General features: G+C 36.2%; 10 protein-coding genes and 1 pseudogene. 6 read left to right on the forward strand and 5 right to left on the reverse strand.

The window, feature by feature from the left end; all coding sequences use genetic code 11:
* Nucleotides 1-187 precede the first annotated feature (187 nt).
* Nucleotides 188-940, forward strand: coding sequence for a glycerophosphodiester phosphodiesterase family protein (locus tag EGH73_RS06170; protein WP_123281125.1), 753 nt, complete (start codon nucleotides 188-190; stop codon nucleotides 938-940).
* A 39-nt stretch (nucleotides 941-979) separates the two neighbouring features.
* On the opposite strand, the gene EGH73_RS06175 is transcribed toward EGH73_RS06170, so the two are convergent.
* Nucleotides 980-2,119 (reverse strand): PepSY-associated TM helix domain-containing protein, encoded by a 1,140-nt coding sequence (locus tag EGH73_RS06175; protein ID WP_123281126.1) that lies wholly within the window; start codon nucleotides 2,117-2,119, stop codon nucleotides 980-982.
* A gap of 66 nt (nucleotides 2,120-2,185) precedes the next feature.
* Between EGH73_RS06175 and EGH73_RS06180 the strand changes: the two genes are divergently transcribed.
* The 3 genes and pseudogenes from EGH73_RS06180 to EGH73_RS06190 all read left to right on the forward strand — a co-directional run bounded on the left by EGH73_RS06180 (nucleotide 2,186) and on the right by EGH73_RS06190 (nucleotide 7,101).
* The gene (locus tag EGH73_RS06180; RefSeq protein WP_123281127.1) at nucleotides 2,186-4,405 is read left to right on the forward strand and encodes a TonB-dependent receptor; all 2,220 of its coding nucleotides are present in this window, start codon (nucleotides 2,186-2,188) and stop codon (nucleotides 4,403-4,405) included.
* A gap of 161 nt (nucleotides 4,406-4,566) precedes the next feature.
* Nucleotides 4,567-5,280, forward strand: a complete 714-nt coding sequence (locus EGH73_RS06185; RefSeq protein ID WP_123281128.1) for a 3-ketoacyl-ACP reductase — start codon at nucleotides 4,567-4,569, stop codon at nucleotides 5,278-5,280.
* A gap of 252 nt (nucleotides 5,281-5,532) precedes the next feature.
* Nucleotides 5,533-7,101: pseudogene (locus EGH73_RS06190) on the forward strand (M20/M25/M40 family metallo-hydrolase).
* A 99-nt stretch (nucleotides 7,102-7,200) separates the two neighbouring features.
* Here the strand turns inward: EGH73_RS06190 and EGH73_RS06195 are convergent.
* From EGH73_RS06195 to EGH73_RS06205, 3 genes are read right to left on the reverse strand one after another with little or no spacing between them, the layout of a single operon-like run.
* On the reverse strand, nucleotides 7,201-8,775 hold the full coding sequence (locus EGH73_RS06195; RefSeq protein WP_123281129.1) for an MFS transporter: 1,575 nt from the start codon (nucleotides 8,773-8,775) through the stop codon (nucleotides 7,201-7,203).
* A gap of 13 nt (nucleotides 8,776-8,788) precedes the next feature.
* Nucleotides 8,789-9,835 (reverse strand): HlyD family secretion protein, encoded by a 1,047-nt coding sequence (locus EGH73_RS06200; RefSeq protein WP_123281130.1) that lies wholly within the window; start codon nucleotides 9,833-9,835, stop codon nucleotides 8,789-8,791.
* A 1-nt stretch (nucleotide 9,836) separates the two neighbouring features.
* Nucleotides 9,837-11,153, reverse strand: a complete 1,317-nt coding sequence (locus EGH73_RS06205) for a TolC family protein (RefSeq protein WP_123281131.1) — start codon at nucleotides 11,151-11,153, stop codon at nucleotides 9,837-9,839.
* 107 nt (nucleotides 11,154-11,260) lie between these two features.
* On the opposite strand from EGH73_RS06205, the gene EGH73_RS06210 reads away from it, so the two are divergent.
* Entirely contained in the window at nucleotides 11,261-12,046 is a 786-nt protein-coding gene (locus EGH73_RS06210; protein WP_123281132.1) for an AraC family transcriptional regulator, read from the forward strand.
* Nucleotides 12,047-12,132: 86 nt separating this feature from the next.
* On the opposite strand, the gene EGH73_RS06215 is transcribed toward EGH73_RS06210, so the two are convergent.
* Nucleotides 12,133-14,256: a Tex family protein gene (locus EGH73_RS06215; protein WP_123281133.1), complete on the reverse strand. Its 2,124-nt coding sequence runs from the start codon at nucleotides 14,254-14,256 to the stop codon at nucleotides 12,133-12,135.
* A 213-nt stretch (nucleotides 14,257-14,469) separates the two neighbouring features.
* Between EGH73_RS06215 and EGH73_RS06220 the strand changes: the two genes are divergently transcribed.
* Nucleotides 14,470-15,387: an HNH endonuclease family protein gene (locus tag EGH73_RS06220; protein ID WP_245985445.1), complete on the forward strand. Its 918-nt coding sequence runs from the start codon at nucleotides 14,470-14,472 to the stop codon at nucleotides 15,385-15,387.
* Nucleotides 15,388-15,398 lie beyond the last annotated feature (11 nt).

The raw sequence follows: 15,398 nt of genomic DNA on the forward strand, positions 1-15,398 counted from the left end.
TAACTAAAACAAGCAGAAAGACTGAAAATAAAATGAGTAATTTGGCTCAATAATGAAATCCCATAGTCACATAGGTTTTATTTTTTTTAGCTTTGATAAGTTTCACGCCTTTGTAAAACTTAAAAGAGTTTAAATAATCAAAAAAATCTTTGCGGACTGTGGATTCAAATTTATTCAATATAAAAAAATGAAGAAAATATTTTGTAGTTTAACCTTTGTTACGGCTATGTTTATCAACGCTCAAACTCAGATTATTGCCCATCGTGGTTTTTGGAATACACAGCCGAAAACGTCTGAAAACTCTATCAAAGCTTTAGAAAATGCTCAGAGATTAAAAATCTATGGTTCCGAATTCGATGTGAGAATGACGAAAGATGGTATTTTGGTTATCAATCACGATGAACATCATGGGAAAATGGAAATCTCGGAAACGGATTTTTCTGATTTAAGAAAACTGAAATTATCCAATGGGGAAAAACTTCCAACCCTGAAAGATTATCTGAAACAAGGCAAAAAAGAGGCTTCCGTCAAATTAATTATCGAAATCAAACCTACCAAATCCAAAGAACGTGAAAACGAAATCGTTACCAAAGTTCTAAAAACCGTAAAAGAACTCGGACTTGATAGTCAAAGCGATTACATCTCGTTTAGTCTTAATATTTGTAAAGAAATAAAGAAACAAAATCCGTCTGCAAAAGTTCAGTATCTGGAAGGCAATCTTTCGCCTCAACAAATCAAAGCTGAAGGTTTGGACGGACTTGATTATCATTACAGCGTTTTCGAAAAAAATCCGACTTGGATTGCAGAAGCCAATTCGCTTGGATTGATTACCAATTCTTGGACTGTGAATGATATCAAAGTTTACGAAGCGCTCAAAAATCAAGGAATTAATTTCATTACAACCAATTTTCCTGACCAATTAAAAATAATTAAAAAATAGGTGGTTGTGATCTTGTAGAGTTAGCTAAGTTGGTTTAGATTAAGAGATTTTCGCTGTTATCAGTTTATTTTTGCGATGATGCTTTTTTTCTTTCTTTTTTCCTTTATTTAGCCAAATTAAAATCCCAGTAATTGGTAAAGAAGCCGCAATCAAAGAGATTATAAAAGCTATGATTTTTCCGAATAACCCTAATATCAATCCTGTATGGATATCGTACATTGCTGTGCTTAGTTTTTTTCCTGCACTCAGATCAGAGTACATTAATTGATCTGGCTTTCCTTCCGATGTATTTTCAAATTGATAAAAATCCATTGCATAATATTGCAGGCTTTCGTGATATGCTCTGATTGATAGAGGATTTTTTTCTGACTCTGCTAAGTAAATCCAATACATTGCTGCTTTTGGGCTTTTAGATTTTGCATAGTGATATGCTTTATCCAGATTTCCAAAAGCATCAATTTTTTTATCTATTGGCGGATCAATCATATTTTTTTTAGATTCCTTATCATTTGTTTGACCAAAGTTTACAATATTCTGATAAGTGTTCCTTAATGCTGGGTAACTAAATGAAAGTCCTGTTAAACAAATAATTAATACGATTGCAAATGTGTAAAAACCTAAAACATTGTGAAGGTCATAGTTAACACGTTTCCATTTTGCCCCCCATTTTATATTGAAAGCTCCTTTTCTTTGATTTTTTTTGTTTGGCCACCAAAGGACTAATCCGGTGATGAGTAGAATAATAAAAATAATTGTACTTATCGCAACAATCTCTTTTCCAATTTTTCCAAGTAACAAAGTGGTGTGAATATATTGGATTACAATAAATGCATCATTTTTAAAATTTTCCAAATGCAGTTTTTTACCTGTATAAGGATTAATGTAAAGCATAAAATAATTTTTCTTATCATCAGCTAACATAATCACAGAAGAACGATCTTTTGAGAAATACATAATCCGTTTTACCTGCAGGTCTTTATGTTTAGACTGCACTGATGTGTAAATTTCGGAGGGTTGTAAAAAAGATTTTTCTTGAACTTCTACTTTTCGATAATCATACAACGCATCTTTTATCTCGTCTTGAAAAGTGAACATAGCTCCTGTAATAGATACGATGAAAACTACCAAGCCGGAAACAATACCCAACCATTTATGGATTTGTAATATGACATATTTCATACTTTATTATTCTTATTTAGAAAAATTAAAAATTATTTTTGTGCGAAAATAATCATTATTTGTAATATGAAAAAACAGTATCTGACAATAGCTTTACTCATTGCTGCTTATGTATCTGGACAACATACAATTGACTCTGCGAAAGTTTCGAGTATCGAAGATGTAGTGTTTGTAGCATCAAGAAAACCTACCAAAATTTCTGATATTCCTGGAACGGTTTGGGTCGTTTCAAAAGATAAGATTCAACAACAAGCAAAAAGTGGAGTTCCTATCAAAGAGATGCTTTCTATTCTGATTCCGAGTATGGATATTGGGTCGCAAGGGCGTAGTAATTATGGCCAAAATATGCGTGGCAGATCTGCATTGGTAATGATTGATGGAGTTTCATTGAACAGTATTCGTGCAATAAGTCGCCAGCTAGATGCTATTGATCCATTTAATATTGAGAGAATTGAAGTTCTTTCTGGTGCAAGTTCTATCTATGGGGGTAACGCAACTGGTGGTATTATTAATATAATTACAAAAACTCCATCAAAAGAAGGGTTAAGTGGTGAAACAGAATTAGGGTTGCGCTCAGGATTTATGGGTAAAGATGACCATGATTATAGAGCTGCACAAGCTTTGGCTTATAAAAATAAAAAATTCTTTGGAAGACTGGGCGTTGCTTATCAGCAAAATGGAGGCGTTTATGGTGCCAATGAGGAACAGGTATTTACAGATGTTACACAGACTGATTTACAATATAACCGTTCTATCGATGTTTTGGCAACAGCTGGATATCAATTTAATGAAAAAAATAAATTAACTGTTTCTGTTCAATACTATAATTCTCAGTTTAATGGCGATAGAAGTTTGTTTCTAGGAGAAAATCTATCAGCATTTACGACTAGAAACGGAAGTTTATTAGAAATGAGAGATGGTTTTTTCTCCGACAAAAAAGTAGGAACAGAGCGTTATATGGCTACCTTGGCATTTAATTCTAATGGGATTTTTGGGGGACAAGATTTATACATTCAGGCAGCTACAAGAGGTGAAAAGTTAGGTTTTTATCCATTTCCAGGAACTGTGAGATTGGCTACAGCAACAATTCCCTATATGTCATCTTCACAACAGAATACATACTATAGCGGTATCAAAGCTTTGTTGAGTAAAAACTGGAGAAACTTTAATATTACTTATGGTGTAGATGTAGATCTTGAGAAATTTGAAGCTTCACAATCTGTCTATGATGTTAATACAACGTTTCAAAGTGGAGGATTGGTAAACAATACTTTGTATGAATTAGGACGTTATCCAACCAACCATTCTCAAAGCTATGCGGGATATGCTCAAGCTAAATACAACATTATTCCACAATTACAATTAAATGCTGGTGTTCGTTACCAAAACCTCAATGTAAAAGTAGATGATTTCGTAGGTTCGGTACAACAGACACAAGTTGCTATGGAATACGGAGCTTCTGCATCTGCAATACCAGGTGGTAAAAGTTCGTATAGTGTAACATTAGCAAATGCTGGATTACTTTACAAAATCAATGATAAAAACCAACTGTGGGGGACCTTTTCTCAAGGTGTTTCTCTTCCGGATCCAGCAAAGTATTATGGTATAGGAACTTATAAATTGAATGTAACCACTAATAATTGGGATGTAATTTCTTCTATCAATGTAAAAGAACAAAAATTGCAAGGTATCAAAACCAACCAATTTGAAGTAGGGTATCGTATTGCAAGTAACGGATTGAACGCACAAATTGCAGCCTTTCAGAGTATTTCTGATAAAACGATTGCAGTTGATAGAACAACTTTCCAACTATTGGTCAATGACCTGAAATTGAGAAACAGAGGTATTGAAGCTGAAGTTTCTTACGCTCTTCAAAATGGTGTTTATTTTGGAGCAAGTGGAATTCTTATTCGTTCAGAAGTTGAAAATAATGATGATTGGCAAAGACAGGAGATTTACAATGCCTCTCCTTCAAAGTTAGTGACATATATTGGATATAACGTTCAGAATTGGTCATTCAGATTCCAGTCTTTGCAAAACTTCAAACTGAAAGATTACTTGAACAATGTTGTTGATGGCTATAACACTTCTGACTTAATGATTGGATATAAAATTAACAAATACGGAAAAATTAACTTAGGGATCCAGAATATTTTCAATACTGAATATCAAACTATTTGGAGTAAAAGATCTGAAGTTCTGTATGCAACATATGGTATTCCTCAATTATTTTATTACCAAGGAAGAGGTCGTACATTTAATGTAAATTACACAATTGATTTTTAGTGAATAAAAAATATATCTATTTATATTTTCAATCCTCAGAGTTCTTCTCTGGGGATTTTTCTAAGTATTCTAATCATAAACTTGTATAAAATCATTGATTTTATTCGGATTATAAATAGACTAATGGTAAATTTGCAGCTTCAAATTTTATAAATCAGATTATGAATCTTAAAGGAAAAAATGCCATTATCACGGGCGGTGGAAGAGGACTTGGAAAAGCTGTAGCTCAGATTCTTGCCAACGAAGGTGTCAATATTGGTATCACAGGAAGAAACGAAAATTATCTCAAAATAGCAGTTAACGAACTGAGACAAACCGGGGTGAAAGTAGCTTACGCCGTTTTCAGCGTCGATAACGAATTAGAAGTAAAAGCAGGAATCGAATCTCTGGCAAACGAATTAGGCGGAATCGATATTTTGGTCAACAATGCAGGAATCGGTGACTTTGGAAGCATCGAGGAAATGCCTTCTGAAACTTGGGAACAAGTTATCAAAACCAATCTTTTCGGTGTTTATTACACAACCAAAGCGGTTTATCCCTATTTGAAAGAAAAAGGACAAGGTGACATTGTGAATGTCGCTTCCACAGCAGGATTGAAAGGCGGACCAAATATGTCGGCTTACGCAGCTTCCAAAGCGGCGGTTGTTTCTCTTTCGCAGTCGATGATGGCAGAATGGAGAAAGCAGAATATCCGCGTGATTACCTTGACTCCAAGCACGATTGCTTCCGATATGAGTATTAATGGCGGTTTGACAGACGGTAATCCGGATAAAGTTCTTCAGCCAGAAGATTTTGCAGAATGGGTGAGAGACATCCTGAAGATGAACAGACGCGCATTGATTGCGAACGGTTCTATTTTCTCGACTAATCCTTAGTTAGAATAAAGCAATTCTACATATCAACCCTTTCAGAGTTTCAAACTTTGAAAGGGTTTTGTTTTATATTAAGTTCTATTTAAGTATCTGTTATAAGGCTTCGACTCCGCTCAGCTTAACAACTTTCTCGATAGATATTAAGATGTCACCCTGAGCGGAGTCGAAGGATTTTTAGCTTAGGAATGGTTTCGTTATTTAATCTTTGCGTTTAAATACACTTATCCCTATCTTTATCGGAATCAAATAAAAGATATGAAGAGAAACTCAATTTTAGCAATGTCTGCTGTTTTCTTTGCAGCACAAATCACCTTAGTCAACGCTCAAAACAAATCCGAAGAAAAACTAAATCCAATCGTTCAAAGTTTTGTTAATGAAGCCAATGATAATTCCCAGTTGGAAAATATGGCTTTCGAACTTTTGGACGGCATCGGACCGCGTCTTGTTGGAACACCTGAGATGTTGGCTGCAAACAATTATACGGCTGATAAACTGAAATCTTGGGGAATCGATGCTAATCTTCAGCAATTCGGAACGTGGAAAGGTTGGCAGCGTGGAACTACACACGTAGATTTGGTTTATCCAAGAACCAAAACCTTGTCTGCAACACAATTAGCGTGGAGTCCAGCAACTAAAAAAGCAGTAGAAGCAGAAGTCGTAATTCTTCCAAAAGTATCTTCTAAAGCGGAGTTTGATAAATGGTTGCCTTCTGCAAAAGGAAAAATAGTTTTGATGGCACAATATCAGAAAGTCGGTCGTTCTGATGAACAGATTAAAGAATTTGCAACACCAGAATTATATGAAAAACTGAAAGCTGAAAAAGAACAGGCTAAAAAAGATTTCGCAAATTATATCAAAACAATCGGTTATGATAATACAACCTTGCCAGAAGCTCTGGAAAAAGCAGGAGCTGCTGGAATTGCCATTTCCAACTGGACAGGAATTCACAGCACCAATCGTGTTTTTGGAGCTAAGACTAAATCTATTCCAATGTTTGACATCGATTTAGAAGATTACGGAATGTTGTACAGAATGGCTTAAAAAGGTACAAAACCGAGAATCAAAGTGGATGCACAATCCAAAGTTTTACCAGAAGCTAAATCCTTTAACACCATCGGAATGATAAAAGGTTCGGAAAAACCGAATGAATATGTGATTCTTTCTGCTCATCTCGATTCTTGGGATGGAGCGCAAGGTGCGACTGACAACGGGACAGGAACTTTGACAATGCTGGAAACAATGAGAATCCTCAAAAAATATTATCCCAATCCAAAACGTACCATTGTTGTTGGACTTTGGGGAAGTGAGGAACAAGGTCTGAATGGTTCAAGAGGTTTTGTTGCGGATAATCCGGAAATCATCAAAGGTGTGCAGGCGGTTTTCAATCAAGATAATGGAACGGGTAGAGTAGTAGATATCAGTGGACAGGGTTTCAAAGATTCTTATGCTTATATCGGAAGATGGCTGGATGCAGCACCTAAAAAAGTGAAAGACCAAATCAAAAGTACTTTTCCGGGAATGCCGGGAGGTGGCGGTTCCGACCACGCATCGTTTGTGGCAGCAGGAGTTCCAGGATTTTCTTTGAGTTCGCTTAACTGGGGTTACTTCGGTTATACTTGGCATACAACCAAAGATACCTATGACAAAATCGTTTTTGATGAGTTGAAGAACAATGTGATTCTAACTGCTACTTTAGCTTATATGGCTTCGGAAGACCCAGAGTTTGTAAGCAGAGAAAAGCGAGTGATGCCGAATGATGACAAAGGAACTGCTGTGAAATGGCCGGAAGCTAGAGAACCAAAAAGAAGCAGTAAAGATTATTAATCTAAAAGAAAATTGATATTGGAGTTTACAAGTTAGATTTCAATCAAAAATAAATAAGAAAGCGACAATATTTTGTGTCGCTTTTTTTGATTTTGAAATTTAGATAGGTAGTAATGGTCGGAAATGTACATATACTTTTTTCTCTCGGATATAATAACAGACAAGCAAAAACAAAATTGCTATAGAAAACCAAATCATCAGAGAATAATAATCCATAATAGATCTTAGCAGAATCTGATTGTCCAGTTGTGCTTTGAATACTTTTTGTGTTACTAGAGGAACAGTTTTCTCTTCTAAACCATTATTTCCGAGATAGGCTATAATTTGATTGATTTTATCCAGATAATATTGATTGTTATAATTGATATAATCCAAGAATCTGTTGTAATGAAGGTTGTAATGATAAACGCTGAAATATTTAGTCAAAAAAGTACTGGTTGTGTATCCTAAAAATCTTATAACCAGCCCAAATGCAGCGGCAGAAGGCGCAAGATAATAAGGAACAATACTGATGATAAACAAAATCGTAGGAACCATTATAAGCCCAACACCCAATCCGTGTGCAAATAGCAGAATACTGTAGTAGCTTTCATTTCCTGCATTATCCAGCATCTGTGTCATACAAATGTGATAAATCATCAATGAAACAAAACCGCACATCCAGAGCCAGATGACATTCGATTGTTTGATTTGATGCCAAGCCGCTAAAGCCACACCAACGATTATTCCGATAAGATTGAAGACAAACATATAAGAAATATGCCTTGGGTCCATATGAAGCACACTTTTGTAAAAACTCCCGACATAGGTAAAAGAGAATCGCTCGATGTACATAAAGAACAAGAGCATTGCGCCCCACAGATATTGTTTTTGTTTGAAGATAGAAAGATCAATATAAGGTCTTTTTAAAGTTAACTGACGGACTGCAAATAATAATGTCGCCAAACCAACCATTAGCGAAACCTGAATAATTTTAACACTTTCAAACCAATAATATTGTTGTCCATAGACACTCAAATAGCCCAATCCAATTAATATTACAGCCAGCAAAATAAAACTGCTCATATCCAACTGAATCAACGTATGCCGATGAAATACTTTGGCAGAAGAGATGCAAACCAAAACAATGATCACGCTTACGGCAAAAATCACCATCGATAGTTTATAGACAATGTCAAAATTATACTGGTCGATGAGGTCTGCGGTAATCAGGTTGTTAAAAGATGTCGTACAAAGCAACATCCCGAAAAACAAACTATAAGTAACTTCTTTGGCTCTGTAAGATTTCATAAATCTAATAGCCATCGACATATAGAGATTCACGGCACTCGCAAAAAGCATCCCTTGAACAAATCTGACCATGAAAACCACTAGCAGAATCTGAGAGGAGAACAGCAGATAACAACACAATAGTTGGAACAACTGAAACTGGATAAAGTATTGCTTGGAAGTAAAGTAATTGTAGAATCTCCTTTCCAAACAATAGAATGATGCAAACCCTGCATAGTAAAGAGAAATCGTAAACTGAATGTCATTGGGTTCTATGCCGTAATAACCCGCAGCAACATCCTCATTTGCCATTGGTAGGAAGAACATAATAATATTGGGCAACAGCAATGTAAAAAGAATCGTTTTTGCCAGCCAGTTCGGAACCCATTCTTTGAATAAAGTCATCTTATATGTTGGATTAATGATGAGGAATTGTGACAGTTACATTCATCCCAGAAAGTATTTTGGAACGCCATTCTTTGCTAAGATTTAGGATTTCTATCTTAACAGGAATACGCTGTACTATCTTCACAAAGTTCCCAGTGGCGTTATCTGGAGGAAGCAAAGAAAAACTAGAACCAGTTGCTGGAGAAAATGCCAATATCTTTCCTTCGAATTTTTCATCAGGATAAGCATCTACCGTGATAGAAACCTTGTCACCAATTCCGAAATGTGAAATCTGAGTTTCTTTAAAATTAGCCATAATCCATTTAGGATTTTCATCGTTCACAATGTAGCAGAGGTGTTCTTCATCATCAATCATTTGTCCTTTTTCGATTTTACGTTTCCCGAGTCGTCCGTTGTACGGAGCAGTAATTACGGTATAACTTACGTCCAGATTTTTGCGTTGTTTTACCTCATTCAACCGTGATTTTTCGGCACCTATGATGGCTTTTTCTTGATTAAGGTCTTCTGCTTTTTCTTGTGCAACTCTGTAATGTTGTTCTGCTTGTGATAATTCACTTTTATAGATGTTAAGATTAGCTTCTATCTGTTCCAGTTTTTGTGCGGTGGCAGATTTTTCTTTGTATAGTTGTTTGTATCTTTCATATTCCAGATTTTCTTTCCATACTTTTATTTTGGCCGCTTCTATAGCTTGATAAGCTTCTTTTGCTTCGGCTTCCAGCGTTTGTCTTTGTTGATTCAGAACTTGGGTATTGGCATTTTGTTTCTGGAGTTCTGCGCCTACTTGGTTAGCATCCAGTTTATATTCTCGGCTATCGATGATGAATAATGTGTCGCCTGCTTTCACTTGGTCATAATCATTGAACCGCACTTCTCTTACATAGCCACTCACTCTTGCAATCACAGGATTAATGTATTCTACTACCTGAGCGTCATTGGTGGTTTCATTATGAAGGAAGTGATAGATAGAGATGGCGGCTTTTATCATAACAAAAAGCACAAAAATCCACGCCACAGCAGAGGTGAATTTCACTAAGGTTTTACGATGAGATACTTTCATTTTATAGGGTTCCGGTTTCGTATTTTAGAGAGTAGTAGCTTTTCAGGACATTCATTTTGGATTGTTCCAGTTCAAATTGGGCTTGCACTTGCAATAGATTAGCATCCAAAAGGTCTGTGATAAGAGCGGTCTGGTTGAAATAAGCATTTTTCAGAATCCTCGCATTTTCATTGGCATATTGCAGATTTTGTTCAAAGACTTTTTCGTGTTTCAGAGATTCGTCGTATTCGTAATAAGCTTTGTAGATTCGGGTTCGTATGTTATCATTGGTGAATTGATGATGAAGTTGGGCAGAACTCAATTCTATTTTAGCTTCCTGAACTTGATGTTTGTTTCGGTAGATACTGCTGATGTCGTAAGACGCTTGCAAACCTACAAGTCCCAGACTGTACCAACTTGGATTGTAGTTGTACAAGAACACTTGCGGATTGGCAAATTGGAAAGAACCTATCAGACCTATTTTAGGATAATAATTACCTTTATCAAGTTTTAATTGAGTTTCCGCCACTTGGGTGTGTTGTTCAGATAATTCTGCGTCGTAGCCTTTTTCCAGAGCTATTTCGATGTAGTCATCTACTGATAAAGCCGTTGTTTCTTCTTCAATAGACGCTATTTCTGGTTCAATGATGGTTTTGTCGTCTTCACCAGTTAAGACATTAATCTGTTGTTGCAAAACGATGATGCTGTTATCAATCTCGGTGAGTGTCATTTTTCTTTTACTAAGTTCCAGCTCGGTGCGCAGAACATCGCTTTCCAGAATGATTCCGGCTTTGTAGATATTTTTGATTTCAAGCAATTGATGTTCTTTTTCCGCAATATCGCTTTGCATTGTGGTTTTCCATTGGTATTGCAGATAGAGGTCTATGAAGAGATTGGTAGCTTTCAGTTTTGTCATACTGATTAATTTCTCTTTATCGGTTACCGAAATATCAGAAAGAATCTTAGCCAGTTTGATTTCGTTTTTTAGTTTGAAACCATCAAAGAGATTCATATACAGATTAGTCTCTGTGTTGTAAAGGGTGTGGATGATGTCGTGCTGAGCAGGTTTGTGAAGAATACCATTCACATAGACAGGCATATTGGAGGCGTGTCTTATAGAACCTGTGATACTTAAGCTTGGGAGCTGATTAGATTGAGCTTGTTTAATTTTGGTTTCGGCTAATTGTAGTTTCAGTTGTTCCAGTGCGATTTCTTTGCTGTGGGCTTCAACTTTACTAAAGAGTTGAGGAAGCGTTAGTTGTTGTTCTTGGGCTTTCAGGAAAGGCTGACACAAACAGGTAAATAGGGCTAGAATAAGCCTGTATTTTTTACAAAACATTTTGCGTATAATTTTAAAATGCAAAACTAAAGGCTTTTGTTTGATGTAATTTTATACAAAATAGACTAATTTTTGCTTGTTCCTGCCATTTTTATTTACCTTTGAGTATGAAATTATTGGATATCCTTCAAGAGATAGATGACTCACCCAAAGATGTTTATCTGGTGCACGAGCGGTTTGAGCGGCATTATGATATGCATATTCACAAGCGTGACCAGTTGAGTTTTGTAGAAGGTGGTGTGGCGTATGTCACGATAGAGAATGAGTATCTAGTGGTTCCGGCAATGCACTTTTTATGGATTCCTGCAGGGGTGCCTCATAAGCTTAATGTGTCACATCGCGCCACTCAGTTGCATTCTTTTTATTTCAAAAGTTCAGAGAAGGCTTTTTACAAAGATTTGGGAATCTATCCTGCCAATCGACTGATTATCGAATTGATTAACTTTTCCCAACGCTGGTCTCATCAGTTTGTGGACTATAATGAGCCTTACGCTGCTGCACTTTTTTCTTTGTATGACATTCTTCCTTTGATGGCAGAGCAGCAAATCAAGCTTCAGCTTCCTACTTCCGAACATCCCAAGATAGAGCAGGTCTTGCAGTATATCCATCAGAACTTCCATACGCCGTTGACCTTGAATGAAATGACTGAGCAGTTCTATATGAGTGAGCGGAGCTTCTGCAGATTATTCAAAAAAGAGCTTCATATTTCTTTTATTCAGTATCTCAAGACATATCGCATTATCCAGTCGATTAGTTTTTTACAGAAGCGGAAAGATAGCTCTATCGAGGAAATTGCCAATGCAACGGGTTACGAATCTCTCGCGGCTTTCAGCAATGCTTTTTACGAATATACAGGGATGCGACCGTCGCAGATGCGGAAGATGATTACTTAAAGCTTTGGTAACAGATAAAAATAGAAATGTCCCAATAATAGGACATTTTATCATTTAATAAAAGAAGTATTGGCGCTGGGTTTTCATCAGAAAACCATCGTCAGCTGGATTCTCTTTCTGGCTTCATCCACTTCCGTCACTTTCACCTGCACGTGTTGGTGAAGCTTTACCACTTCATTCACATCCGAGACAAAACCATCTTTCAGTTGTGAGATGTGTACCAGACCACTTTCTTTAATGCCTAAATCTACAAAACATCCAAATGCCGTAATATTATTGACAATGCCGGGAAGTATCATCCCGATTTTGACGTCTTTGATGGATTTTACATTCGGGTCAAATTCAAAAACTTTGGCTGCTTTTCTAGGGTCTAGTCCCGGTTTTTCTAATTCTTTTAAGATGTCCTTAATTCCGAGAATTCCAATATCATTGGTGACGTATTTTTCAGGTTTAATTAAACTTATTTTTTCTTTATTGGCAATCAAATCAGTGATTTTTATGCCTAAATCTTTCGCCATTTTTTCTACCAGTTTATAAGCTTCCGGGTGAACCGCCGAATTATCCAAAGGATTTTTCGCATTCTTGATTCTCACAAAAGCGGCCGCTTGTTGGTAAGCTTTTTCGCCCAGTCTTGGTACTTTTTTCAAATCCTTTCGTTCAGAGAAAGCACCATTTTCTGTACGGTAAGCCACAATGTTCTCAGCCATCTTTTCTCCGATTCCCGAAACATAGCTTAGGAGCGATTTACTTGCAGTATTCAAGTTGATACCTACGGAGTTTACGGAACGGATGACGGTGTTATCCAATTCTTCTTTCAATTTGCTTTGGTCCACATCGTGCTGGTATTGTCCTACACCAATGGATTTTGCATCAATCTTCACTAGCTCTGCCAACGGATCAGAAAGACGTCTTCCGATCGAAACCGCACCACGAACAGTCACGTCATAGCTTGGAAACTCATCCCTGGCAATTTTGCTTGCAGAATAAACCGAAGCGCCGGCTTCCGAAACCACAAAAACCTGAATGGGTTTATCAAAAGCGATCTTTTTAATGAAAAATTCAGTTTCTCTGCTAGCGGTTCCATTTCCGATGGAAATAGCTTGGATATTGTACGCATTTACCATAGAGCGTATCTTTTTCATTGCCATTCCGCTCTCATTTTGTGGCGCGTGCGGATAGATATTTTCATTATGAAGCAAGTCGCCTTTCTCATCCAGACAAACCACTTTACATCCACTCTTGAATCCGGGATCGATTGCCAAAATTCTCTTTTCTCCCAAAGGCGGTGCAAGAAGGAGTTGTCGAAGGTTTTCCGAAAATATTTCAACGGCTTTTTTATCCGCTTTCTCTTTTGCTTCTTGTAATGTTTCGTTGGAAATAGCAGGTTCTAATAATCGTTTATACGCATCTTTTATAGCTAACGCAATCTGTCCGGAACATTCATTATTGGATTTGATGATCGCATTTTCAATAAAATCAATAGCCTCATCTTTCTCAATTCCGATATTGTTTTTTACAAAGCCTTCTGTTTCAGCACGTAGCATTGCCAAGAGACGATGTGATGGAATTCTGCTGAGGTTTTCTTCCCAATCGAAATATTGGGCAAATTTCTGAGCAACTTCATCATCCTTTTTTGTTTTTACAACTTTGGAGCTAATAACAGCTTTTCTCTGAAAAATACGTCTGAGATTTTTTCGAACATACATATTTTCATTGATCCATTCTGCAATAATATCTCTTGCACCTTGCAATGCATCTTCTTCAGAATTAACATTTTGATTGATGTATTTTGACGCTAAAAACTGTAAGTCGTCAGATCTTTGGCTCATTATTATTTTTGCCAGAGGCTCCAAACCTTTTTCTTTAGCAGTGTCTGCTTTTGTTTTTTTTCTTTTTTTAAAAGGTAAATATAGATCTTCGATCTCCTGAAGGTTAAAACTGTTTTCTATTCTTTGTTTTAGATCCTCTGTTAAAGAATTTTGTTCTTCGACAGATTTCAGAATGGTCTCTTTTCTTTTAATAATTTCTTCGAATTGTTTATTCAGCTTAGCAATCTGGTCAATCTGAGTTTCGTCCAGATTTCCTGTTGCATCTTTCCTATAGCGGGAAATAAATGGAATTGTGCAATCTTCTGAAAGGAGTTTTATGGTGGCAGTAATACTGTTATCGGGGATGTTTAAATGTTGCTGGATGAATGTGGTCGAGGTCATTAACTTAGATTATTAAGTGATTGATAACATTAGTTATAGAACAAAAAATCCCACGGAGTACGCAGGATTAAAGATTTTCTTCGGCTTTTAGCCTTATTGTGAATTGCTTACTACAAATGTAAAAAGATTTTTTTTATTATAAATAAGGAAAACCGTAATGTGATAACTTTTTTTCTGTTTATTTTTATACGATATCAAAAAAACTAAATAATAATGAAAAAAGTTTTAGGAATTGATCTTGGCAGTAATAGCACAGGTTGGGCAATTAGAAACTTAGACTTAGAAGGAAATCAGATAGAAGATTTTGGAGTGATTACTTTTGAGAAGGGTGTTGCTTCAGAAAAAGGTAATGAATTCCCTAAAGTTCAGAAAAGAACAGAGAGCAGAGGTAAAAGAAGAAATTATCAGGCGGAAAAATACAGAAAGTTTGGAATTTTGCAATTTCTTATTGAAAAAAGTATGTGTCCTCTGTCTATCGAAGATTTTAATAATTGGAAAACTTACAGAAAGGGAAAGAAAAGAGAGTATCCCCAATCCGAAGAATTTCTGAATTGGATAAGATTTGATTTTGATGGTGACGGTTTACCAGACTTTCATTTGTTTGGAACAGATAAAAACGAAAGTTATTACATTTTCAGAGCCTTCGCAGGTAATCCACAATATAAAGATGTATTTGCAAATAATCCTCAAATTTTAGGAAGAGTTTTTTATCAGCTTGTTCAAAGAAGAGGTTTTAAAGGAAGGGATGAGGAAGAAGCTAAGACGATGTTAACCGGAAGTGATAAGAACGGAACAAAAGGAAGAAATGATATTGAGGAATATTTAGATAAACATAAAACTTTAGGCGCTGCACTGTATCATTATCAAAAAGACTTCGGAGGCAGAATAAGGCAAAGATATAACTTAAGAAAAGACAGTGAAGCAGAATTAAAATGGATTTGTGATTTACACGATATTTCAAATGATGACTATTCTAAACTATGGAAAGCCATCATCTGGCAACGTCCTTTAAGAACGCAAAAAGGCTTGATTGGAAACTGTATTTACGAAAAAGGGAAAAAGAGAGTGGCTGTAAGTCATCCTCTGTATGAAGAATATAGAACTTGGGTTTTTATTAATAACTTAAAATGAATCCTCGATAT

Source organism: Epilithonimonas hominis (genome assembly GCF_003730015.1).
Lineage (GTDB): Bacteria > Bacteroidota > Bacteroidia > Flavobacteriales > Weeksellaceae > Epilithonimonas > Epilithonimonas hominis.